The organism is Streptomyces sp. NBC_01216, from assembly GCF_035994945.1.
Taxonomy (GTDB): domain Bacteria; phylum Actinomycetota; class Actinomycetes; order Streptomycetales; family Streptomycetaceae; genus Streptomyces.
Genome location: NZ_CP108677.1, coordinates 3,623,028 through 3,645,961 on the forward strand (window position 1 = coordinate 3,623,028; position 22,934 = coordinate 3,645,961).

At 70.2% G+C, this 22,934-nt stretch carries 20 protein-coding genes and 4 pseudogenes; 12 read left to right on the plus strand and 12 right to left on the minus strand.

What is annotated here, in order from left to right; translation table 11 throughout:
• Nucleotides 1-30 precede the first annotated feature (30 nt).
• The 3 genes from OG393_RS15915 to OG393_RS15925 form a co-directional block, all read right to left on the minus strand.
• Nucleotides 31-660, minus strand: coding sequence for a PadR family transcriptional regulator (locus OG393_RS15915; protein WP_327375314.1), 630 nt, complete (start codon nucleotides 658-660; stop codon nucleotides 31-33).
• A gap of 95 nt (nucleotides 661-755) precedes the next feature.
• Nucleotides 756-965, minus strand: coding sequence for a hypothetical protein (locus OG393_RS15920; protein ID WP_327375315.1), 210 nt, complete (start codon nucleotides 963-965; stop codon nucleotides 756-758).
• Nucleotides 966-1,714: 749 nt separating this feature from the next.
• Nucleotides 1,715-3,346, minus strand: a complete 1,632-nt coding sequence (locus OG393_RS15925; RefSeq protein WP_327375316.1) for a protein kinase domain-containing protein — start codon at nucleotides 3,344-3,346, stop codon at nucleotides 1,715-1,717.
• 290 nt (nucleotides 3,347-3,636) lie between these two features.
• Here OG393_RS15925 and OG393_RS15930 point away from each other — a divergent pair, with 290 nt between their 5' ends.
• Nucleotides 3,637-5,280: a protein kinase domain-containing protein gene (locus OG393_RS15930; protein WP_327375317.1), complete on the plus strand. Its 1,644-nt coding sequence runs from the start codon at nucleotides 3,637-3,639 to the stop codon at nucleotides 5,278-5,280.
• Nucleotides 5,281-5,333: 53 nt separating this feature from the next.
• Here the strand turns inward: OG393_RS15930 and OG393_RS15935 are convergent, their stop codons facing one another.
• From OG393_RS15935 to OG393_RS15945, 3 genes are all read right to left on the minus strand, one after another.
• On the minus strand, nucleotides 5,334-6,350 hold the full coding sequence (locus OG393_RS15935) for a phosphotransferase (protein ID WP_327375318.1): 1,017 nt from the start codon (nucleotides 6,348-6,350) through the stop codon (nucleotides 5,334-5,336).
• Between the two features lie 10 nt (nucleotides 6,351-6,360).
• Nucleotides 6,361-6,909, minus strand: a complete 549-nt coding sequence (locus OG393_RS15940) for a pyridoxamine 5'-phosphate oxidase family protein (protein WP_442817318.1) — start codon at nucleotides 6,907-6,909, stop codon at nucleotides 6,361-6,363.
• Nucleotides 6,910-7,082: 173 nt separating this feature from the next.
• A complete protein-coding gene (locus OG393_RS15945; protein ID WP_327375319.1) occupies nucleotides 7,083-7,742 on the minus strand; it encodes a response regulator transcription factor in 660 nt (219 codons plus the stop codon).
• Nucleotides 7,743-8,097: 355 nt separating this feature from the next.
• On the opposite strand from OG393_RS15945, the gene pdhA reads away from it, so the two are divergent.
• The 5 genes from pdhA (at nucleotide 8,098) to OG393_RS15970 (ending at nucleotide 13,818) form a co-directional block, all read left to right on the plus strand.
• Complete coding sequence (gene pdhA / locus OG393_RS15950) at nucleotides 8,098-9,273, plus strand: pyruvate dehydrogenase (acetyl-transferring) E1 component subunit alpha (RefSeq protein WP_327375320.1); 1,176 nt, start codon at nucleotides 8,098-8,100, stop codon at nucleotides 9,271-9,273.
• A gap of 2 nt (nucleotides 9,274-9,275) precedes the next feature.
• Entirely contained in the window at nucleotides 9,276-10,256 is a 981-nt protein-coding gene (locus tag OG393_RS15955) for an alpha-ketoacid dehydrogenase subunit beta (RefSeq protein WP_327375321.1), read from the plus strand.
• 31 nt (nucleotides 10,257-10,287) lie between these two features.
• Nucleotides 10,288-11,694, plus strand: a complete 1,407-nt coding sequence (locus OG393_RS15960; RefSeq protein ID WP_327378445.1) for a dihydrolipoamide acetyltransferase family protein — start codon at nucleotides 10,288-10,290, stop codon at nucleotides 11,692-11,694.
• A 172-nt stretch (nucleotides 11,695-11,866) separates the two neighbouring features.
• Nucleotides 11,867-12,508, plus strand: coding sequence for a GntR family transcriptional regulator (locus OG393_RS15965; RefSeq protein ID WP_327375322.1), 642 nt, complete (start codon nucleotides 11,867-11,869; stop codon nucleotides 12,506-12,508).
• Nucleotides 12,505-13,818, plus strand: coding sequence for an MFS transporter (locus tag OG393_RS15970; protein ID WP_327375323.1), 1,314 nt, complete (start codon nucleotides 12,505-12,507; stop codon nucleotides 13,816-13,818). Before OG393_RS15965 ends, OG393_RS15970 begins: the two co-directional genes overlap by 4 nt.
• Nucleotides 13,819-13,938: 120 nt before the next feature.
• On the opposite strand, the gene OG393_RS15975 is transcribed toward OG393_RS15970, so the two are convergent.
• Nucleotides 13,939-14,766, minus strand: coding sequence for a maleylpyruvate isomerase family mycothiol-dependent enzyme (locus OG393_RS15975; RefSeq protein ID WP_327375324.1), 828 nt, complete (start codon nucleotides 14,764-14,766; stop codon nucleotides 13,939-13,941).
• 155 nt (nucleotides 14,767-14,921) lie between these two features.
• Here OG393_RS15975 and OG393_RS15980 point away from each other — a divergent pair, with 155 nt between their 5' ends.
• On the plus strand, nucleotides 14,922-15,707 hold the full coding sequence (locus tag OG393_RS15980) for a carbon-nitrogen family hydrolase (RefSeq protein WP_327375325.1): 786 nt from the start codon (nucleotides 14,922-14,924) through the stop codon (nucleotides 15,705-15,707).
• A gap of 43 nt (nucleotides 15,708-15,750) precedes the next feature.
• On the opposite strand, the gene OG393_RS15985 is transcribed toward OG393_RS15980, so the two are convergent.
• Nucleotides 15,751-16,236, minus strand: a complete 486-nt coding sequence (locus OG393_RS15985) for an LURP-one-related/scramblase family protein (RefSeq protein WP_327375326.1) — start codon at nucleotides 16,234-16,236, stop codon at nucleotides 15,751-15,753.
• A 47-nt stretch (nucleotides 16,237-16,283) separates the two neighbouring features.
• Between OG393_RS15985 and OG393_RS15990 the strand changes: the two genes are divergently transcribed.
• The 3 genes and pseudogenes from OG393_RS15990 to OG393_RS16000 all read left to right on the plus strand — a co-directional run.
• The gene (locus OG393_RS15990; RefSeq protein WP_327375327.1) at nucleotides 16,284-16,628 is read left to right on the plus strand and encodes a DUF6879 family protein; all 345 of its coding nucleotides are present in this window, start codon (nucleotides 16,284-16,286) and stop codon (nucleotides 16,626-16,628) included.
• 12 nt (nucleotides 16,629-16,640) lie between these two features.
• A pseudogene (locus tag OG393_RS15995) lies at nucleotides 16,641-17,387 on the plus strand (Scr1 family TA system antitoxin-like transcriptional regulator); the annotation flags it as partial.
• Nucleotides 17,388-17,522: 135 nt separating this feature from the next.
• A pseudogene (locus tag OG393_RS16000) lies at nucleotides 17,523-18,530 on the plus strand (recombinase family protein); the annotation flags it as partial.
• Nucleotides 18,531-18,890: 360 nt separating this feature from the next.
• On the opposite strand, the pseudogene OG393_RS16005 reads toward OG393_RS16000, so the two are convergent.
• The 4 genes and pseudogenes from OG393_RS16005 to OG393_RS16020 form a co-directional block, all read right to left on the minus strand.
• A pseudogene (locus OG393_RS16005) lies at nucleotides 18,891-19,442 on the minus strand (XRE family transcriptional regulator); the annotation flags it as partial.
• 105 nt (nucleotides 19,443-19,547) lie between these two features.
• Nucleotides 19,548-20,387 carry a transposase family protein gene (locus OG393_RS16010; protein ID WP_327373072.1) on the minus strand — a complete coding sequence of 280 codons (840 nt, stop codon included), beginning with the start codon at nucleotides 20,385-20,387 and terminating at the stop codon, nucleotides 19,548-19,550.
• A gap of 64 nt (nucleotides 20,388-20,451) precedes the next feature.
• Nucleotides 20,452-20,907: a hypothetical protein gene (locus OG393_RS16015; protein ID WP_327373073.1), complete on the minus strand. Its 456-nt coding sequence runs from the start codon at nucleotides 20,905-20,907 to the stop codon at nucleotides 20,452-20,454.
• A gap of 209 nt (nucleotides 20,908-21,116) precedes the next feature.
• Nucleotides 21,117-21,350, minus strand: a pseudogene (locus OG393_RS16020) (helix-turn-helix domain-containing protein); the annotation flags it as partial.
• Between the two features lie 337 nt (nucleotides 21,351-21,687).
• Between OG393_RS16020 and OG393_RS16025 the strand changes: the two are divergent.
• Nucleotides 21,688-22,146, plus strand: coding sequence for a hypothetical protein (locus OG393_RS16025; protein WP_327375328.1), 459 nt, complete (start codon nucleotides 21,688-21,690; stop codon nucleotides 22,144-22,146).
• A 92-nt stretch (nucleotides 22,147-22,238) separates the two neighbouring features.
• On the plus strand, nucleotides 22,239-22,916 hold the full coding sequence (locus OG393_RS16030; protein ID WP_327375329.1) for a class I SAM-dependent methyltransferase: 678 nt from the start codon (nucleotides 22,239-22,241) through the stop codon (nucleotides 22,914-22,916).
• Nucleotides 22,917-22,934: the final 18 nt, after the last annotated feature.

Here is a 22,934-nt window from a genome sequence, read left to right on the forward strand (position 1 = left end):
TGCGGAGGTCCGGCGCTCGGCGGCTCGCGCTCAGCGCAGCGGCGTCGGGCGGACCTTCCCGGGTGACGCCGCTCGGCTCCGCTCGGGTGGCTGGGCCTCGGCGGGTGGGCCGGCCAGGGCCGAGAGCCGGATGAGCCGGGCCTCGCAGTGATCCAGCCAGCGGGCCTCGGCCTCGGTCTGGAAGATGAGCTGTTCCAGGACGAGCAGCCAGGCCAGGTCGTCCCGCTCGTGGGACTCCCCGTTCTCGAGTGCGGAGATCGCCTGGGCCTTGAGCCGGGTGTAGTCCTGCATCGCCTTCACGGTGTGGTGGCGCTGGGACTGGATGACGCCGCGGATGTCGACCCCTGGGGCGCCCACGGCCATGGCGAGTTTGATGGCCAGCTCGTCACGAGCCGGACTGGTCCGGTCGACCGGCTTCTCGAACCAGGTCCGCAGCTCGGTACGTCCGTCCTCGGTGATCGTGTAGAGGGCGTGCCCGGCCGGGTCCTCGCCGCTCTGCGCGACCAGTCCGTCGCGTTCGAGACGGCTGAGGGTCGTGTAGACCTGGCCCACGTTGAGCGGCCAGGTGGCTCCCGTGCGGGACTCGAACTCCGTACGGAGCTGTGAGCCGTAGCGAGGGCCGCGTTCGAGGAGGGCCAGAAGCCCGTGGCGGATCGACATACTCAGTATGTATACCGAGTATGTCGAGGAGGACAAGCGACCTCGGACGGAGTCTCCGGGTCCGTCTCAGGGGGGACTCGCGGCCCGCTCGGGTCTCAGCGACGGCGTATCCGGACTCCGAGGAATCCGATGCCGAGTCCCATCAACGCGAGCCCGGCGCCCAGCGTGAGCACGGGAATCCGCCGGTCGGAGAGGGGGGAACCCGAACCGGCGGCGATCCGCCCGGCGGCGTCCGGCGCGCCTTCGGGCGCGTCGTCCGACCCCGGGGACTCCGCCTCGGGTACCACCTCGTCCGCCTCGTCCACGCCGACGGCGGGGCCGTCGGCTGTTGCCGTTTTGGTACGTGACGGCCCGGCCGACGGGGTCGGCGCCGGGGGGAGGGCGGGCGCCGTCGCGGGCCGGCCGGGCCGCTCCCGGCCCTCGCCGGCGGGGCGCCCCGCGAGGGAGGGGGAGGGCCGGGGGCGCGGGGACGTCCCCGGACGCGCGGTGCCTTCGGTGCCGGCCGTGTCCACTGAGCCTTCGGGCCGAGCTGAGCCTTCGGGCCCCGCCTCGCCACCGTCTCCGCCGTCCCCACGGTCCCCGCCGTCCCCGGACGCGGAGGCCGGGGCGGTGTCCGGAGCGGAGCCGGGACCGGAAGGGAGCGTGGTGTCTGCCGGCGCCGACGGCTCCGCGGGCGCTGACGTGCCGCTCGGCGAGGGGTGCGCGGAAGGTCCCGGCCGTCCGGGGGGCCCGTGTCCGCGCCAGGGAGCGGGGGCGGAGGCGGAGGGGTCCGCCACGGCGGTGCCCTCCGCGCCGTGGGCGACCGGTACGCCTCCGATGGCGAGCCAGCACGCGAACGCCGGGCCGAGCGCCCGTGTCCGCGCCCTGTGGAGTCCTGGAGTCACGGGGATTCCGCCTCCCGTCCCGAGCAGCCGAGCTGGTCAACCGAGCCAGTCGACTCAGCGTCACATGACGGCACGCTTCCGGCATCCGGGGCGGGTGCGGAGGAAGGAACCCGGGAACGACCGGCCCCGGCGGCCTGCCCCGAGGCTCCGGGGCGGCCCGGCCGGTGCCGCTACTGCGCCGGGTCGCCCGTCGAGATCTCGAGGGTGAACTCGGCCTCGTCGGCCGTCGCGTCCTCACCGGCCGGCGGATACTGGCTCAGGACCGTGCCCTCGCCGTAGGTGTTCTCGTCGACCGGCGTCTGCTTCGTGATCTTCCAGCCCGCGGCCTGGATGCATGTCTTCACGGACTGGATGTTCTTGTACGTGAAGTCCGGGATCTCGAACTTCGCCGGGTCCTCGCTCGACTCCCGCGGGTCCGTGCACTTCTTCGAGGCGATGGTCTTGCTGAGGTCGGGCCCCTTGTGGTCCGGGTCGGCCGACTGGTACTGGCTGGGGTCGCCGCTCGCGTCCGCGTCCGAGTTCCTCCACATCGACAGCGCCGTGACGGTGCCGCCGATGACGAGCAACGCCACCGCGATCGCGCCCACGAGGACCGGCGTGTTCCGCCGTCCGCCCGCCGGAGCCGGCGGGGCCGACCGCTGCGGCGGCATCGTGTACGGCCCGGGTGCGGGTGCCTGGTACATCGGGGACGGGGACGGGGACGGGGGCGGGGTCGGCGCGTGCGGCGGATAGCCGTAGGCGGCGGACGGAGCCGGAGCCGGCGTGCCGTACGGGCCGGGCTGTGGGGTGGGGGGCTGGTAGGGCTGCTGGATCCCGGGCGTGGAGGGCGGCGGTGTCTGTCCGACCGGGGGGAAGACCGCCGAGCCCACGCCCGAACCGCTGCTGACCGGACCACCCGCGACGATCACCGGCGCGCTCGTCTGTCCGGCCGACAGGACCCGCAGGCACTCGTCCTGCATCGCCGAGGCGTTCGGGAAGCGCTCGTTCGGGTTCTTCTTGAGCGCGCGGGCGACCAGCGCGTCCATCGCCGGTGTCACGGAACGGTTGACGGAGGACGGTGCGACCGGCTCCTCCTGCACATGCGCGTACGCGATGGCCAGCGGCGAGTCGGCGTCGAACGGGAGCCGGCCGGTCAGCAGCTGGAACAGCATGACGCCGACCGAGTAGAGATCGGAGCGGGCGTCCACGCCGCGGCCGAGGGCCTGCTCGGGGGAGAGGTACTGGGGTGTGCCGACGACCATGCCGGTCTGCGTCATCGAGGTGACACCGGACTGCATGGCGCGGGCGATGCCGAAGTCCATGACCTTGACCACGCCACGCTTGGTCACCATGACGTTGCCCGGCTTGATGTCGCGGTGGACCAGGCCCATCTCGTGGCTGGTGTCCAGGGCGGCGAGCACGTCGGCCGTCACCTTCAGCGCCTTGTCGGCCGGCATCGCGCCGTGCTGCCGCACGTCGTCGGCCAGCACCGAGCCGAGCGGCAGGCCCTCCACGTACTCCATGACGATGTACGGCATGACCGCGCCGTCGAGGGCGTCCTCACCGGTGTCGAAGACGGAGACGATGTTGGTGTGGGACAGCTTCGCGACGGCCTGCGCCTCGCGGCGGAACCGCTCGCGGAAGGACTGCTCCCGGCCGAGCTCGGTGTGCAGTGTCTTGATCGCCACCTGACGGTCGAGAGCGCTGTCGTAGGCGAGGTACACGGACGCCATGCCGCCTTCGCCGAGCAGGTCGCGAAGCTGGTACCGGCCGCCCGCGACGGAACCGCCGGCATAGCGGCCCTGTGCGCCGTCCTGGCTCATTCGTGCTTCCCCCTACACGCGCATGGCGGCGCTGTTCCGGATTTTCTCGGCCAAGTCTGCCCCAGGGCAGTGACACGTCAAGCCGGGTGCCCGATCCGTGACCCTCCGCAGCACAAGCGTCTCGGAAGCGTTACACGAGCGGCCCGGAAGGCGCGCGGGGCCCGCGGAAGGCGGGGGCGGCCGGGCCGTCCCGGACCGTGATGCCGGACGGAGCCTGTAGCGTGACCGGAAGGAAAGAGTGCCGGCGTGACGGTACGGCGAGACCCGAAGAGCGATGACGGCGAGGACTGATGGCACCCGAATCCGAAGCAGGCGGCGGTGTGTCGGACGCTGCGGAGTCCTGGGGCATCGGCGGTGTCGTCGGTGACGGACGCTACCGGCTGACCCATCGTCTGGGGCGCGGCGGCATGGCCGAGGTGTTCGCCGCCGAGGACGTCCGGCTCGGCCGCACGGTCGCGGTCAAGCTGCTCCGCTCCGACCTCGCCGAGGACCCGGTCTCCAAGGTGCGTTTCACGCGCGAGGCCCAGTCGGTCGCCGGACTCAACCACCACGCCATCGTCGCGGTGTACGACTCCGGCGAGGACGTCGTCGGCAGCCAGTCCGTGCCGTACATCGTGATGGAGCTGGTCGAGGGCCGCACCATCCGGGACCTGCTGGTCAGCGCCGAGGCACCCGGCCCGGAGCAGGCACTGATCATCGTCTCCGGGGTGCTGGAAGCCCTCGCGTACTCGCACCAGCACGGCATCGTGCACCGTGACATCAAGCCGGCGAACGTCATCATCACGCACACCGGCGCGGTGAAGGTCATGGACTTCGGCATCGCCCGTGCCCTGCACAGCGGGCAGGCGACGATGACCCAGACCGGCATGGTCATGGGCACGCCGCAGTACCTGTCCCCCGAGCAGGCGCTCGGCAAGGCCGTCGACCACCGCTCCGACCTCTACGCCACCGGCTGTCTGCTCTACGAACTGCTGGCGCTGCGGCCCCCGTTCACCGGCGAGACCCCGCTCTCGGTGGTCTACCAGCACGTCCAGGACGCGCCCGTGCCGCCGTCCGACGTCGCCCAGGCGGCGCCGCCCGAGCTCGACGGACTGGTCATGCGCTCGCTCGCCAAGGAGCCGGACGACCGGTTCCAGAGCGCCGAGGAGATGCGCGGCCTGATCCAGTACGGCCTGCAGATGCTCCAGCAGCAGGGCGGGCACACCGGCACGTGGAACACGGGACCGGTGGAGGTCTTCCAGGGCGGGCACACCCCGTCCGGCGGGATGGCCGCGACCGCGGCGCTCGGCCACCCGATGCACCACGACACCGCGCACAGCCCGATCCTTCCGCCGATGAACCCCGACGACGGCGGCGTCGGCGGCTACGACAGCGGTGGCTACGCGCCGGCGGGCTACGGCTCCCCGGGCGGCCGTCGCGGTCGCGGCAAGGTGGTGCTGTTCGTCGCGCTGGCGATGATCGCCATCATGGCGGGTGTCGTCTACGCGCTGGACAAGGCCGGCAACAAGGGCACCACCACCACGGACAAGCCGACCGTCAGCAACCAGCCCTCCGCGCCTGAGGATTCGCCGTCCCCTTCGGACGAGCCCTCCGAGGACGTGGAGGAACCGGACACCTCATCCGGCGGTGACCAGTACCCCTCGTACCCTCCGACCAAGCATTCCTACCGGCCGACGACACCGAGCACCCCGACGGGCTCGCCCTCGACGGACCCGGTGGACGGCGGCACCACGGAGGGCGGTGCCGCGGACGGCGGCACGGAGGGGACGAGCGAGGGCTCGACGGAGGGCAACTCCAACACGGGCACGTCGACGGGCAACGCCAACACGGGCACGTCGACGGGCACGGGTACGTCCAGCGGGACGTCCACGGGTACCACAGCCGGTACGACGGTGGGCTCCAACGGCGAGCCCACCGGGGGCAGTACCCCCTGACGGGCGGTCCGCCGCGGTGCGGTCCGGCGACCGCACCGCGGCGCCCTTCGCCGTCAGTCCGTGAACGCGTCGCGCACCGCCTCGTATTCGCGGGTCCACCACACCGCCAGGGCCGATGACGCGGGGAACAGCGGGTCGGCCCTGCGGTCGTGCAGGCGATATCGCCAGCGCAGTATCCAGAAGTCGTTGAGCCGCTCCCACCACACCCGGTGCACGGCGGCGGCCAGTTCGTCCGCGTCGGCGTCCGCCGCCCGCCGGTAGGCCCGCGCGTACGCCCGCACCTTCTCCAGTGCCAGTTCGCCCGTCGGCCGCACGAAGAAGAGAGCGGCGGCCCGGACCGCTTCCTCGGCCCGGGGCTGCACCCCGAGCCGGTCCCAGTCGACGATCGCGGCCGGCTCGGCGCCCCGGTAGAGCAGGTTCAGCGGATGGAAGTCGCCGTGCACCCAGCCGGCCGCGGCGGCGGGCGGCGGGCGGCGGTGGGTGTGCAGGGCGAGCAGGTCGCGGCGTTCGAGCAGCCGGTGCACGGCGAGTTCGTCGAAGGTCTCGCGGGGGCGGCGGGCGCGGGCGAGACGCAGCAGGTCGTCGATGAGGTGGAAGGTCTCCTCGGGGCGGGCGCTCTCGTACCGCTCGCCGGGGGCCTGTGACCCCATCACCTGGTCCAGGCAGGTGTGGACGTGTCCGAGGAGCAGGCCGAGCCGCCGGGAGCCGCCGGTGGAGAGCTGGGTGCCGTCGCGGTGGCGCCCGTCGACCCAGGGGTGCAGGGCGTAGCACCGGCCGCCGATCACCGCGACGGTACGGCCCGCGTCGTCGGCCAGCGGCGGGGCGACGGGCAGTCCCAGGGCGTGCAGCCGCTGGGTGGCGTGGTGCTGGCGGCTGATGGTCGTCCGGTCGGCGGTCGGGGCGTCCAGGTGCTGCTTGAGGAAGTAGGCGCCGCGGGTGGTGGAGACGCGGTAGCCGCGGTTGAGCAGCCCTTGGGCCACCGGTTCGCAGGACAGGGGTTCGCCGGTGCCCCGGTAGCGGCGCAGCAGAGGGCCGAGTGGCGGAACGAGTGTTTCAGATGAGCGCGGCACTCCCCAGATGTTAGATCACGCTGTGTGGTGCGTGTGTCGCTCCGTGGGGGCGCTCGGCCGCGGACGCGCCGGGCGCGTCCGGCATGCCGCGCGCCGGTGGGTGCCCCGACACGCGAGTCCGGTCGTCCGTCGATGCCGGCGATGTCCGCGGGGCGCGATCGAGGCCCTCGGGGGCGTGATCGAGCGTGTGCACGGTCTCGAACCGGGGCTCGACGCGCAGATAGACCGCGTCGAAGGGTTCGCCGTCCACGGCCCGGGGGCAGTGGCCGAAGGCCGTGAGCTGTTCCGTGGTCGGTTCGGCGATCTCGGCGGTGCCCGTGACCTGCACGGACCACAGGTGCCGGGCACCGGAGCCGAGGTTGTCGGCGCCGTAGGCGACGACCCCGCCGGAGCACGCCCGGTGGTAGCCGAGGCCCCGGTGCATGCGCAGCAGGACGCCGCCGTCGACCACGATGTGCCGGGCCGGCGCCACGAACGGCATGGCGCGCATGCTCGTCGCCACCCGGCCGTACGACACCCCGGTCAGCAGCTCGATGGCGTGGATCTCCTCGGAGGACATGCCGTCCACCCTCCGGCACCACGGCCCGACGCGGGAAGGGGCGCCCGCCCCGGCCGGCCAGGGACGTAGGTCCCGAATCCGGGCTCCCCGTCGGGCCCGGGTCCCTTCGCGACTCCCGGGCGAGGGGTTCCCTCCGTGTGCGGGCCCGCCGAAAGCCGCCCGTCGGGGAGCGGTCAGCGCCGCTCGGCCTGGAGCCGCGCCACGTAGGCCGCGGCCTGGGATCGTCGTTCCATGCCCAGTTTCGACAGCAGGCTGGAGACGTAGTTCTTGATGGTCTTCTCCGCGAGGTGGAGGCGCTCGCCGATGACCCGGTTGGTCAGGCCCTCGCCGATCAGGTCCAGGATCCTGCGTTCCTGGTCCGTCAGCTTGGCGAGCCGGTCGTCACCCTTCGGATTGTTCCCGTCGCGCAGTCGCTCCAGGACTCGGGCGGTCGCCACCGGGTCGAGCAGTGACCTTCCGGCCGCGACGTCGCGGACCGCCGAGAGCAGTTCGTTCCCCCGGATGGCCTTGAGGACGTATCCCGACGCTCCGGCCATGATCGCGTCGAAGAGCGCTTCGTCGTCGGCGTACGAGGTGAGCATCAGGCATCCGATGTCGTCGTTCTGCGAACGGACCTCGCGGCAGACCTCGACCCCGCTGCCGTCGGGCAGCCGGACGTCGAGAACGGCCACATCGGGACGCGTCGCCGGGATCCTGACCAGCGCTTCTGCCGCTGTGCCGGCCTCTCCGACCACCTCGATGTCGTCCTCCACGGACAGCAGCTCGTGGACGCCGCGCCGGACGACTTCATGGTCGTCGAGCAGAAATACCCGGATTTTTCCCTCTTCGTGCACCGGGTCAGTCTCACATATTGGCTCTTCCCGTGCCCGGGGGTGGCGGGATAACGTGCCCGTGTTCCGGCGACCTCCAGGTCGTTGCACTGCGCTGACCAGCTACGTTCCCCCATTTCTCGATTTACTTGGAAATCCAAGCAAAATCGCAGGTCAAACGGGGTTTCGCAGGAATGCGGCGCACTGGGTAACGTGCCTATGGCAGGGCGCTCGCCGGGGCACCTGTCACGCCCGACCCCGGCCGAGCGCACCCACCCCGTGCGCGGGCCGGAAGGGCGAGCCTCCCCTTGCCTGCGGTAGGGGGACCCCAGGCCTTGCCCGGCAATCCCGGGGGCCGGACCGACGGAGGAGCACGCACGTGACCGTGGAGAGCACTGCCGCGCGCAAGACGACGCGACGCAGCAGCGGCACCAAGCGCACCGCCAGCGCCAGCGCGAAGAAGGCACAGGATTCGCAGAACTCCGAACCCGAGCTCGTTCAGCTGCTGACGCCCGAAGGGGAGCGCGTACAGCACCCCGAGTACGACATCGACCTGAGCGCCGACGAGCTGCGCGGGCTGTACCGGGACATGGTCCTGACCCGCCGCTTCGACGCCGAGGCCACTTCCCTGCAGCGTCAGGGCGAGCTGGGCCTGTGGGCGTCGCTGCTCGGCCAGGAGGCCGCGCAGATCGGCTCCGGCCGTGCGCTGCGCGACGACGACTATGTCTTCCCCACCTACCGCGAGCACGGTGTGGCCTGGTGCCGTGGCGTCGACCCGACCAACCTGCTGGGCATGTTCCGCGGTGTGAACCACGGTGGCTGGGACCCCAGCACCAACAACTTCCACCTGTACACGATCGTCCTCGGCTCGCAGACCCTGCACGCCACCGGCTACGCCATGGGTATCGCCAAGGACGGCGCGGACTCCGCCGTGCTCGCGTACTTCGGCGACGGCGCTTCCAGCCAGGGCGACGTGAACGAGTCGTTCGTGTTCTCCGCGGTCTACAACGCTCCCGTCGTGTTCTTCTGCCAGAACAACCAGTGGGCCATTTCCGAGCCCATCGAGAAGCAGACGCGCGTCCCGCTCTACCAGCGCGCCCGCGGCTTCGGCTTCCCGGGCGTCCGTGTCGACGGCAACGACGTCCTCGCGTGCCTGGCCGTGACCCGTTCGGCCCTGGAGCGTGCCCGGCGCGGTGAGGGCCCGACCCTCATCGAGGCGTTCACCTACCGGATGGCCGCCCACACCACCTCCGACGACCCGACGCGCTACCGCCGCGACGCGGAGCGGGAGGCGTGGGAGGCCAAGGACCCGATCCAGCGTCTCCGGACGTACATGGAGAACGAGGGGCACGCCGACGCGGCCTTCTTCGAGGCGCTCGAGGCGGAGAGCGAGGAGCTCGGCAAGCACGTCCGTGAGGTCGTCCGCGCCATGCCCGTTCCGGACCACATGGCGATCTTCGACAACGTGTACGCGGACGGGCACGCGCTCGTCGACGAGGAGCGCGCGCAGTTCGCCGCCTACCAGGCGTCCTTCGCGGATGGAGAGGCCGAGTAATCATGGCTGTTCAGAACCTTCCCCTCGCGAGGGCGCTCAACGAGTCGCTGCGCAAGTCCCTGGAGAGCGACCCCAAGGTCGTCATCATGGGCTTGGACGTCGGCAAGCTCGGCGGCGTCTTCCGGATCACCGACGGCCTGCAGAAGGACTTCGGCGAGGACCGGGTCATCGACACCCCGCTCGCCGAGTCCGGCATCGTCGGCACCGCGATCGGTCTCGCCCTGCGCGGCTACCGGCCGGTCGTGGAGATCCAGTTCGACGGTTTCGTCTTCCCGGCGTACGACCAGATCGTCACCCAGCTGGCCAAGATGCGGGCCCGATCGCTCGGCACGGTGAAGATGCCGGTCGTCATCCGCATTCCGTACGGCGGTGGCATCGGCGCCGTCGAGCACCACTCCGAGTCCCCCGAGGCGCTCTTCGCGCACGTCGCGGGCCTCAAGGTGGTCACTCCGGCGAACTCCTCCGACGCCTACTGGATGCTCCAGCAGGCGATCCAGAGTGACGACCCGGTCATCTTCTTCGAACCCAAGCGCCGCTACTGGGACAAGGGCGAGGTCGACACCGAGGCCATCCCCGGCGAGCTCCACAAGGCCCGGGTCGCCCGCGAGGGCACGGACCTCACCCTCGCCGCCTACGGCCCGATGGTGAAGACCTGCCTGGAGGTGGCCGCCGCGGCGGCCGAGGAGGGCAAGTCGATCGAGGTCCTGGACCTGCGTTCGCTGTCCCCGATCGACTTCGACACCATCCAGTCGTCGGTCGAGAAGACCCGCCGGCTGGTCGTGGTCCACGAGGCCCCGGTCTTCTACGGCTCGGGCGCGGAGATCGCCGCCCGGATCACCGAACGCTGCTTCTACCACCTGGAAGCCCCCGTCCTGCGGGTCGGCGGCTACCACGCGCCGTATCCGCCGGCGCGCCTGGAGGAGGAGTACCTGCCGGGCCTGGACCGTGTGCTCGACGCCGTCGACCGCTCGCTGGCGTACTGAGGAGAGCCCCGTGACCATCCGCGAATTCAAGATGCCCGACGTGGGCGAGGGCCTCACCGAGGCCGAGATCCTCAAGTGGTACGTCCAGCCCGGTGACACGGTCACCGACGGGCAGGTCGTCTGCGAGGTCGAGACGGCCAAGGCGGCCGTCGAACTGCCGATCCCCTTCGACGGCGTGGTCCATGACCTGCGCTTCGGCGAGGGCACCACGGTCGACGTCGGCCAGGTGATCATCTCCGTGAACATCGGCGGTTCCGCGTCCGCCGGGACTCCGGCCGCACCGGCCGCAGAGACCCCCGCTGCCGTCGAGACCCCCGTGGCCGCACCGGCCGCACCGGCCGCACCGGCCGAGGAGGCCGAGGAGGCCGAACCGCAGGGCCGTCAGCCGGTCCTGGTCGGCTACGGCGTCGCCGCGACCTCGACCAAGCGCCGGCCGCGCAAGAGCGCCACCGTGCCCCAGCAGGCCGCCGCCGCTATCCAGGGCGAACTCAACGGGCACGGTGCCGCGAGCGCCGTCCGGCCACTGACCAAGCCGCCGGTGCGCAAGCTCGCCAAGGACCTCGGCGTCGACCTGACGGCCGTGACCCCGACCGGCCCGGACGGGATCATCACCCGCGAGGACGTCCACGCGGCGGCGGCCCCGGCGCCGTCCCCCGTGGCCGAGGCGCCCGCCCCGGTCGCCGCTGCCGCCGCACCGGCTCCCGCCGCCGCACCGGCCGCACCGGCCGCGACGGACGCGCGGGAGACCCGCGTCCCGATCAAGGGTGTCCGCAAGGCCACCGCGGCGGCGATGGTCGGCTCGGCCTTCACCGCGCCGCACGTCACCGAGTTCGTGACCTTCGACATCACGCGCACGATGAAGCTGGTCGAGGAACTCAAGTCCGACAAGGACATGGCGGGCCTCCGGGTCAACCCGCTCCTCCTCGTCGCCAAGGCCGTCCTGGTCGCCGCCCGGCGTAACCCGGAGATCAACGCGGCCTGGGACGAGGCGAACCAGGAGATCGTGCTCAAGCACTACGTCAACCTGGGCATCGCCGCGGCCACCCCGCGCGGGCTGATCGTGCCGAACATCAAGGACGCGCACGCCCAGACCCTGCCGGAACTCTCGCGGTCCCTCAGTGAACTGGTCGCCACGGCCCGCGAGGGCAAGACGACCCCGGCGGCCATGCAGGGCGGCACCTTCACCATCACCAACGTCGGCGTCTTCGGCGTCGACACCGGCACGCCGATCCTCAACCCCGGCGAGTCGGCGATCCTCGCGGTCGGCGCGATCAAGCTCCAGCCGTGGGTCCACAAGGGCAAGGTGAAGCCGCGCCAGGTCACCACGCTGGCGCTGTCGTTCGACCACCGTCTGGTGGACGGCGAGCTCGGTTCCAAGTTCCTCGCGGACATCGCCGCGATCCTGGAACAGCCGAAGCGCCTTCTCACCTGGACGTAGCACGTCCCGCGCGTCATCCACGAGGTGTGACGCCCGAGTTCGCGTGTTTCACGTGAAACGCCCGGCCGGTGCCATCCCGGCCGGGCGTCCTCGTCTTCGACCTCGCCGGGCTCTCCGTCCGTATCGCGGACGAGCCCACGGGTTGCACCCCTCTTGTATCTATGCTGTGTCCATGGCATCCGCACCTCCCGCAGCCGAACGCGTCTACCTGCACGTCAAGCAGGCCGTTCTCGAGCGCCGCTACGAAGGCGGCACCCTCCTCACCGAGGGGGAGCTCGCCGAGGCCGTCGGGGTCTCCCGCACCCCGGTACGGGAGGCGCTGCTGAAGCTGGAGATGGAAGGGCTGCTCAGGCTCTACCCGAAGAAGGGCGCCCTGGTGCTCGCGGTCTCCGCCCAGGAGATCGCCGACGTGGTCGAGACCCGGCTGCTCGTCGAGGAGTTCGCGGTGCGCCGCGCCGTCCCCGCATCACCTGCGCTGATCACGCGGCTCGAGGAGCTCCTGGAAGAGCAGAAGCGCCGCGCCGAGGCCGGCGACCTCGCCGAGGTCGCCGTCACCGACCGCTGCTTCCACGCCGAGATCGTCCGGTACGCCGGCAACCAGATCCTCGCCAGGCTCTACGACCAGTTGCGCGACCGACAGCTGAGGATGGGGGTCGCCGTCATGCAGTCCCACCCCGATCGGATCGCCAAGAACATCACCGAGCACGCCGAGATCCTCCAGCGGATCAGGGACGCCGACGTCGAGGGCGCCGCCGCCTGCGTCCGGCACCACCTCGGCCGGGTCGAAGTCCTGGTACGGGGTGAGGCACGGTGAGCGGACGGGGACACGGCGCCGGCGTCACCCTGCCCGGTGATCCTCCCGGCGGCCGGCGAGCGGCCCTGGTCTGGGGCGTCGGCGTCTCCGTCTACTTCGTCGCCGTCATCTTCCGTACGTCCCTGGGAGTCGCCGGACTCGACGCGGCCGACCGGTTCGACGTCAACGCCTCCGCCCTCTCCACCTTCTCCATCCTCCAGCTGCTGGTCTACGCGGGCATGCAGATACCCGTCGGCCTGATGGTCGACCGGCTCGGCACGAAGAGGGTCCTGACCCTCGGCGTCGTCCTCTTCACCCTCGGCCAGCTCGGTTTCGCCCTCTCCCCCTCCTACGGCATGGCGCTCGCCTCCCGGGCCCTGCTCGGCTGCGGCGACGCGATGACCTTCATCAGTGTGCTGCGGCTTGGTTCCCGCTGGTTCCCCGCCCGGCGCGGCCCGCTCATCGGCCAGGTCGCCGCACTGTTCGGCATGGCCGGCAACCTCGTCTCCACCCTCGTCATCGCGCGGGCGCTGGACGACTGGGGCTGGACCGCCACCTTCGTCGGCAGCTCGGCCGCCGGCGCCGTCGCCCTGACGCTGTTGCTCCTTTTCCTCAAGGACCACCCCGAGGGGCACGCGCCGGCCCCCGCCCCGCACGCGGGCGTGGCCTTCGTCCGGCGCCAGATCGCCGCGTCATGGAGCGAGCCGGGGACCCGGCTCGGGATGTGGGTGCACTTCACCACCCAGTTCCCGGCGATGGTGTTCCTGCTGCTGTGGGGCATGCCCTTCCTCGTCGAGGATCAGGGGGTCCCGCGGGACGTCGCCGGTGAGCTCCTGACGCTGGTGGTGCTCTCCAACATGGTCGTGGGCCTCGCCTACGGTCAGATCATCGCCCGCCACCACGCGGCGAGGGCGCCGCTGGCCCTGGGCACGGTCGCGGCGACCGCGCTGTTGTGGGCGGCCACGCTGCTCCACCCGGGCGACCGGGCCCCGATGTGGTTGCTGATCACCCTGTGCGCCGTGCTCGGCGCCTGCGGCCCCGCCTCGATGATCGGCTTCGACTTCGCGCGCCCCGCCAACCCTCCGGAGCGTCAGGGCACCGCCTCCGGAATCGTCAACATGGGTGGTTTCGTCGCCTCGATGACGACCCTGCTCGCGGTCGGCGTCCTTCTCGACGCGACCGGCGACGACTACCGGATCGCCTTCTCCTCGGTCTTCGTCCTGGAGGCGCTGGGCGTCCTGCAGATCCTCCGCCTCAAGGCCCGTACCGCGCGGCTCGAGCGCGAACGACTCGTGGCGAGCCGGGTGGAAGCCGTCCACGTACCCGCGTGAAGGCCCCAGGGGGCGGGGGCGGCGTGCCCAAGCCCTCCGCACCCAAGCCCTCCGCGCGAGAGCCGGCGCCGAGGCCCTCCCCGCCGGTCACGGACTCTCCCGGACCGCTACGGAGCGGACCTAACGGGGCGTCACCGTGAAGTTGTCCAGGATCGTCCGCACCAGGTCCGGGTCGCCCTCGGCCCTGACCCGGTCGGCGACCTCGGCCGGCCGGACCCGTCCGCAGGCCAGCCGGACGTACGTCTCCCAGTCCGTCGCCAGCGTCGCCACCGGACCCAGCGACGGAGCGCCGTCGACCGATCCGCGCCCGTCCGCGTCCACCCGCACCGTCCGCAGGAACTCCACCGGGCCGTGTACGTCGATGACGACCGCCGAGTTCACCGGCGCTCCCGCCTCCTTGGCGACGACCTTCGGCAGCCCCTCCAGCAGCACGTCACGGACGATCAGCGCGGCCGGCGAGTCCAGGTTGCCCGGCCGGCCCAGCGTGGTGCGCAGGTCCTGTTCGTGTACCCACACGTCGAAGGCCCGCATCCGGTAGGCCGTCTCCAGCGTCTGCTCGGCTCCGAGCGGCGCACGGATCAGATGCTCCGGTCCGCGGTTCTCGTTGCGCAGCCGGCGCGCCCGGCGGATCAGGACGTACTCCAGCTCCGAGGTCATCTCCGGACCCGTGTGGTGCCGGCGCACGTCGACCTGCATCTCCATGTACCGGGCGAACTCACTGCGCACGTGGTAGAGATCGCGGGGGAGGGAGTGGATCGGACGCGGATCGCCGAGCATCTCGCACTCCATGCCGATCACATGGGACACGATGTCGCGCACCGACCAGCCCGGACAGGGGGTCGGACGGTTCCATTCGCCTTCCACGAGCGGCTGGACGAGTTCGGATATCGCTTCGATGGAGTGGGTCCAGGCGTCGGCATAGGTCTGGAGGCTGGGATGGACGGTCACGGGACCCCTCGGCGGTTCTGCGGTGCGCGGGCTGAAAACAAGACTGCTTGGGAGGCTCGGACGCTAAGTTACGCTGCCCGAAGGCACCCCGGCAGTGCTTTCGTGTGACGATCGTAGGCCCGTGTTGACGGCTCGAATGCCAGGACGGTGGTAGTGTGCGCGCCTCCCTCATCCAGATCGCAGTAGACCCGGACGAAACGATCGAAGCCCGCCGCGCGCGGGTGGCCGGTCTCGTACGGGAGGAACGCGGCGCGGCCGATCTCGTCGTGCTCCCCGAGTTGTGGCCGATGGGCGCCTTCGCCTACGAGGCGTTCGCAGCCGAGTCCGAACCACTGCGCGGCCCCACGTACGAGGCGATGGCGGAGGCGGCCCGCGACGCCCGGGTGTGGCTGCACGCCGGGTCGGTCGTCGAGGCGGCCGGGGGAGCGCTCTACAACACCTCGCTCGTCCTCTCCCCCGCCGGCGACCTCGCGGCCGGCTACCGGAAGATCCACCGCTTCGGCTTCGACAAGGGCGAAGCGGTGATGATGGCGGCCGGCAAGGAACTGGTCACGGTCGCCCTGCCGGAGCTGACCGTCGGTGTCGCCACCTGCTACGACCTGCGCTTCCCCGAGCTGTTCCGGGGTCTGGTGGACGCCGGTGCCCAGGCGTTCGTCGTCCCGGCGGGCTGGCCCGCCCGGCGGCGCGCGCACTGGACGCTGCTCGCGCGGGCACGAGCCGTGGAGAACCAGGCGTACATGCTGGCCTGCGGCACCGCCGGAACCCACGCGGGCGTGGAACAGGCCGGGCACTCGATCGTGGTGGACCCGTGGGGCGAGGTCCTCGCGGAGGCGGGGCCCGGCGAGGAGATCCTTCGGGTGGTCCTCGACCCGGCGAAGGTCGAGACGACGAGGGAGGAGTTCCCCGCCCTCAAGGACCGTGTCCTGGGCAGGACGCCCTGACCCCCTCGCCCACGGCGCCGTGCCCGCCCCGCCGGGCGGCCGGTCAGTCCTCCCGCTCGGCCATCCGGATCACGCACACCGCCACGGCGATCAGCAGCGCCGCGTCGGTGTCCTCCCGCACGACGTTCACGGCGTAGGTGTCCCGCAGGCGGAACCACCGCCTGGAGATGTGGGCCAGGAGTTCACCGTCGTACTCGACCGTGAACTCCCGGTCCAGAATCCGACCGGAGACGTCCAGCTCGGTGCCCTCGACCAGACCGACACGGTAGTGGTTGCGGAGCAGCGAGAGCCGCTTGCGGCGGATCGTGGCGAGCGGCCGGTCGTCCCGCTCGATCGTCATGGCGTCCCGGAGGCTGAACATCTTCTGCCGCAGCGTGATCAGGACCTGTCCGAGCGGGTCCTTCAGCTCCAGCGTGTCGCGCAGCCGCAGGGCCTTGCCGTCGACGAGGAAGGCGTGGCGGCCGTCCTCGTCCTCGATCCAGTAGTCGTCGCCGAGCGCGAAGATCTTGTCCCGTACGAGGTATTTCATACCGCCACAGCTTCCCCGGCGGCCTCCGCTTCACGCGGCGCGAAGGAGTGGCGACGGCCCGAGGGGTCGTGGTCCGGCGGCTTCGGATCGTGTCGGAGCCGATCAGCGACTACGTGCGGTACGAGTGCGACCGCACCTTCACGAACATCGCGGCGGGTGAACTGGTCCGGTGGCTGCCACGGCGGCAGACCACGGACTTGGCCGTGCCGGGTACTGACTTCTGGCTGTTCGACGGTGGGCAAGCGCTGTTCCACCACTTCACCGGGAACGGGCAGTTCGACCAGGACGGGCGGGAGTACACGGACGAGCCCGAGCGGGTGAAGCTGTGCGCCGTCGCATTCGAAGCGGCCTGGCAACGGGCCGTTCCACACGAGGAGTACCGACCGCGCTGAGCTGTCACCACCATGGCCGTCTCACCATCAAGTGCACAGCAGGCCCGGCGGGCTCTGGCGAACCGACTCGCTGAGCTGTGCCGGGATGCCGGCCTCACCGGACGGGACATCGCCCGTCTGTGCTCCTGGCACCCGTCCAAGTCATCGCGGATCATGAACGCGCGCACGCCCCCGTCCGCTGACGACATCCGGGCGTGGTGCCAGGCGTGCGGGTCGGAAGATCAAACGGAAGACCTGTTGGCCTCGCCGCGCACCGCCGAAGGCATGTGGGTCGGGTGGCGGCGTATGGAGCGCGCCGGGCTCAAGCAGGCACAGGAAGCCCGTCTCCCGCTCTTCGAGCGAACCCGCCGGTTCCGCTCCTACTCCTCGTGGTTCGTTCCGGGCCTGATTCAGACCTACGGCTACACGGAGGCCGTTTTGCGCGCGGTCCAGCGCAGGCGGGTCGCAGTGGACGACGTTGCCGCTGCGGTCGCCGTCCGCAAGGTCCACATAGACAGAGGGCGCTCCGGCTACAAGACCGTTGAGCGCAAGGGCTTCGACGCCGCCCTGGCGGCCGTCACGGCGGGCGTCGTGGGCACGCTGATCGTCTGGAAACTGGACCGCCTGTCCCGCAAGTGCATCGGCCAGGTCGGCAAGGTGCTGGACGACATCGAGAAATCCGGCGGCCGTCTCGTCTCGGTGGTGGACGGTCTCGACACCTCGAACGACTCGGCGCGCATGGTCGTGGCGATGCTCGCCGAACTCGCCCGATCCGAGTCGAAGAATCTCGGCACACGCGTCGGCCATGCCAAGCGATACCTACGCAGCGAGGGTCAGTGGATCGGCGGACAGCCTCCGTACGGGCTGCTCATCGACCCGCAGACCAAGAAGCTCGTCCATGACCCGGAGCACGCCGTCTACGCCCGTCTCATCGCGGATGAAGCGCTCGCCGGAACGTCGCTGGTCAAGATCGCCCGACTTCTCAACGAGTACGAGATCCTCTCGCCCAGGGGCGGGCAGTGGAACGCCGCCAGCATCATGCAGCTCCTGCGCTCTCCTGCGCTCGCCGGCCTGATGCCGGAGACCGAGACCGTCGAGACGGACGACGGTGAGCGGAAGTACACGGGCAGGGTCTTTCCGTACCGCGATCCCGAGACTCTGGACACCGTCGGGATCGGCGAGGGGATCATCACGGTCGGAGAGCGTGAACAGATCATCCGCACCCTGGAATCCAGGACGTTCGTGCACGCAGGAAAGCGGCGGCCGAAGCCCGAGGGGACCGCGCTGCTCACGGGACTCGTCTACTGCGCGGTACCCGGCTGCGGTCGCCGGACGCACCGTGTGGGAGGCAGCTACCAGTGCATGGCTCGCCGCGCGGGCAACCAGTGCATCGGAGCGTCGGCGCTGGCTGAGGCGGTTGACCAGTACGTGACGGAACAGTTCCTCACCAAGCTCCCAGCGCTCGAACCGGACGACCCGCTGCTTGTCGCTATCGCAGATCGCTGGGTGCATCGGGTGGACCCGGAGACCTTCGCGAAACGTGATGCGCTTACTGCTGAGATCCAGGACGAGGAAGCCCGCCTTGCCGATCTGGAGGACGCGCGATACGTGCGCGGCGAGTTCAGTGGCCCCGCAGCCGTGGAGCGCTACAACCGGCTTGCAGAGCGCCTGAGGGGGCGCATCGAAGGGCTCGGCACCGATCTTCGTAAGCTCCCCATGCCGTCCGTGGACGTGTCACCGATGCTCGACGGCCTCATCCTGCGTGAGGCGTGGGCTGAGGCGACAAACGAAGACCGGCGCGGCCGGTTGTCACTCGCGATAGACCGGGTTGAAGTGACCAAGGGAGTGCGCGGACAGCGGATCATCCCTGAGCAACGGATCCAGATCCATTGGGCGAAGATGGGTACCGACAGCGCCACCTGAGCACCCGCGTAACCCCTCCAGATGCCGGCAGCGGACACGCGTGACGAAGTGACGAAATCACGCTCTCCCCCGGTTATCTCTTATAGGAGTGTCGTTGTTTCCATGAGTGGATCAGAACTAATCGTCATTCCGTCACTTCGTCACCCGGGATGTCCAAAGTTCAGGCGCAGCCCTCACCGCGACCCCGGCCCCAGCTCGGAAGGCGCACGCTGGGTGTGACTCCGTTTTTCGGGCCCACCGTGGCTCTGACCAGCGCATATCGATCGCCGAAGGTGCGAGAGCGGCACAGTTAACGCCCTGCAAATCCCGCCGAAGGCCCCACCCGTGGGGTCTTCGGCCCATCAGGTGCTCCGTCGGATGTCACTCCGGCGGCTGGCTGTACCTCTCCAGCGTCGCCTTGCTCGTGGACCGGTCCACCAGCCGCAGTTCCCAGGGGCCGGTATTCACGTCGAAGTCCTTGCCGAAGCCGACCCACTTCCCGGCCATACGCCGCCCGGTCGGCTCGACCAGGAGTTGGATGGCCCCGTGGTAGCGGGCCCCGTTGTAGTAGCCGTCTGCGGCAGTCTGCTCGACCCACGTACCCGTGACCACGTTGCGATCAACGGTCAGATCCAGCGTGAGCGGGCTGTCCGGGTTGCTGCTCGCCCCAGGCAGACTCTGAACGGTCAGCCGGTTCCCATGCTGGACGATCACTACGTAGTGCTTACCCTCGTACGAGTCGCCCCGGCTCGAAGAGAAGAACTCGTAGCGGCTGAGCCACACTCCCGAAAACGTCTCCTCACCCGTCTGCGCGGCGGGCTGCGCGCCTACAGAGGCAGACGCGACACCGGTTGTGCCGGTCTCCATGTCATGCCCTCCTTTCCCGTCTGCGTGGACTCGTGCCGTCGGCACCGACAGGGCGAACCCCAGTGAGCAGTGTGCATCGTGAAAACTGCACGTCAGATGGTCTGGTGTGCGTAGGCGTCGGGACGCTCGGCGAGGTCCGGGGCGGTAGTCCAGCGACAAGATCATCGGTCATCAGCGGGCGACTTCCTGGTTTGTCAGCACCAGCAGGGCCCGCACCAGCGTGGTCGCCCACCTCGGATCCGTGCGGACCTTGCCCAGGACTCTCCAGTTCTTCAGGTGGGCGAAGCCGTGCTCGACCGGGGCACGGACCGTGGCCAGCGCTTTGTTGGACAGTTTCTGGCCGCGGGTCAGGGGCCGGTTCCGGGCGGCCTTGTAGCCGGTGATCACCGCCGGGTCGGTGTCCGGGCCGCTGTCGTCGAGGCCGATGAACCCCAGGTCGGCGATGGCTCCGAGCCCGGCGGCCCGCAGGTGGGCGGTGAGCTTGTCGTGACGGGAGGCGGTGATCTCCGAGGTGCGTCCGGGACGTGCGGCGGAGACCCAGATCAGCCGACCCTTGTCGTCGGTGAGTGCGATCACCAGCAGGCCATGATGTTTGTGCTTGCCGGAGTAGTTCTTCCGGTTCGCCGTGCCGGTGCGGCGCCGGGTGCGGATCAGGGAGCCGTCCAGCAGTACGATTCCGCCACCCTTTCGGGCGATCTTTTTCAGCGCGCGGTCCAGGCGCGGGGCGCGGGCGGCGAGCAGGCCGACGACTTCCCGCACCCAGCGGGTGACGGTGGTGCGGTGGATGCCGTTGCCGCCGGCCAGGTCGCCGGGCCGCTGGTCACAGCGCAGTACTGCCAGCACGATGCCGGCGATCTTCCCGGCGGGCAGCGCCCGCCACCTGGAGCCGATCTTCTTGCAGTGGCCGCGTATCAGGTCGGCGAGCCAGTTCAGGGTGGCGCTCGACAGCGGCAGGCGGGCGGTGTAGACAAGGCTGTCAGGGCCCTCGGCGGACCCGTTGTTTTTCTTCACACCAAACTCAACTGCCGCCGGGGGCCTGTAGGTTACGCCCCTTGCCGTCCCCGGTCCGGTACTGCTACAGGCGCGCGGTGAACTTCCCGTCGGGCCGTTTGTGCAGCCAGCCACGATCGGCGAGCTTGGTCATCTTTGCCCGCAGCGGCTCCAGCTTCCCGCGCAACCCCACCTCAAGCCCCAGCTCCTCGCCCACCGACTTGACCTGCACCGGGCCGCCGGCGGCCCGCACGATCGACAAGATCCGGCGGTAGTCACCGGGCAGCGCGGCCTCGTCGCCGGTCTCACCGCGGTGCGGGATCAGCAGCACCGCACGCCCCGCCACCTGCGCTTTCATCGGGGCTTCCACCCCGGCGGCCTCCGTATCGGCCCGGTCCTGTTCGGCCAGACGGCGCAGGACCCGTTCAGCGATCCCCAGCTCCTCCCGCTCGGCCTCGACCTCCCCAAGCCGCTTCGCCAACTCCTCGGCGAGCGCGTCCAGTTCGCTCCGGCGAGCCGTGATCCGCTCCAGATCGGACATCCCCACACCCTCCTCACGATCTCCGGCGTACCGGCACGGTGACGGATCGTAGGCGGCCCGCTGACGCAGGCGCAGCAGAACCAGAGAACCCTCCTGGCCGACCAGTCAGGCGATCTTCACCACGGACACCCGCCACCGACCAGCCCGAGCACCCCCGACCCCGCGCACACCAGCCCGCCCGACCTGCACTTTTCACGATGCACACTGCTCAGTGCCTCGACCGGACGCCCAGTGACCCGTTCTAAGGCCCTGGCGTACACGCCCCGAGGCGTCTTGCTCGTGCCGGACTCCCAGCGCTGCACCAGCCGCTTGGAAGCCTCGTTCGGTTCCCCCAGTTCCGCACCTGCCCGGCGGAGCGCCTTGGCAAAATCGTCCTGGCTTAAGCGCAGGCCGATACGCACGGCCCGCAGCACATCATTCGGCACCACGGCGGTCGTCGTCATGACGTCAAAGCTAGACCGAACAGCCATGCAATGACACCGGTTTGACGCCCTGGAGGGCGTCATTGACACCCCACTGAGTGACGCCCAGGCGACGCCCGAAGCGTCGTCGTTCCGACCGACCGGCGGCGGGAGCATCGCTTCACCAACCGGACCCGGCAAGCGGAAGGCCAACGATGACCATGACCGTGCGGGTGTCTCGCGACTCCGGCCAGACGTTCGGCTCTGAGGTGATCTACCCCAGCAGCAGCGCCGAGAAGCCGTTGACCCCCATGGCTTCCGCCGCCTGGCCCCCCTGCAAGTGCCCCCGATGTTCCTCACAGACCAGGAAGGCACAGACGTGACGATCACGGACACGACGAAGACCGTGTACGACCTCATCACCCCCGAGCTGAGGGCCGACCTCATCACCATGGTCCGCGAGGACTCCTGGCCGGAGATGACCGACGACCAGGGCCGGCGCGGCGTCGACCAGGTGGCGGCCTTCCTCGCCGTCGCCGCGAACACCACGGAGAGGGCCACGCCCAGCCTTCGCGTGGACCTGTTCTGGCACGCACTCGTGCTCCACACCAAGGACTACGCCAGGGTCTGCGACGCGCTCGGCGGCGGGTTCATCCACCACGTCCCCGACCGCAACAACGGCCACAGCCCGGCCGAGGGCCGGGCCGCGATGCGTCGGACGGCCGAGATGATCCGATCGGCCGGCTTCGACGTGGACCCGGAGTTCTGGCCGATCAACAGCGCAGCAGACTGCACCCAGAGCTACGCGGGCTGCTCCGACAGCCCCGTCGCCAAGTAGCTCCGACTCAAGCGGAGCGACTGACCCACGAGAGCTTCAGCCGCCCGGTATCGTGCCGGGCGGCTGTCGCCGTGAACGAGAACGGACAGGTAGTGACTGACGCTCGCAGCACCGCATGGGACACCTACTCGCAGAGCAAGCCCCAGCGGCGGAAGACCAACGCCAAGGGCGAGACCACGTGGTTCAACTGGACCCAGTACCCGGACCACGGCCCCCGGGTCGACGTGCTCAAGCTCAACCCGGGAGACAGGGCACTCGACCTCGGGTGCGGGTCTGGAGGAAACGCTGCTCACCTCGCAACGCTCGGCATGAAGTCCATCGGAATCGACCTCTCCGCCAAGCAGCTCGACAAGGCACGTGAGCGGTGGCCGGGCGTGAACGAGATGGAACTCCACCAGGCCGACGCGCTCACCTACCTCGGAGACACGTTCACGATCTTCGATGCGGTCTACAGCGTCTTCGGCGCTGCCTGGTTCACCGACCCCGGTCCACTGCTGCCTTTGGTTCACGCGACCCTCAAGCCAGGTGGCGTCTTCGCCTTCTCCCAGCGGCCCCCGGTTGAAGGGTGCTACGGCTGCCAGGCGTCATACATCCCGCGCGGGCCCGAAGAAGACCCCGCTGTCGTCAAGCGGTGGGACTACGAACCCGATGTGTGGGCGCTGATTCTCAAGGAACACGGCTTCGTGGACGTGTCAGCGTCCGTGCTTGCCCCACCCGCCGGGAGCCGGCGCACAGGAACTCTGTTCGTCCGGGGCGTCCAAGGAGGCTAGTCCGTGGTGGAGCGGATC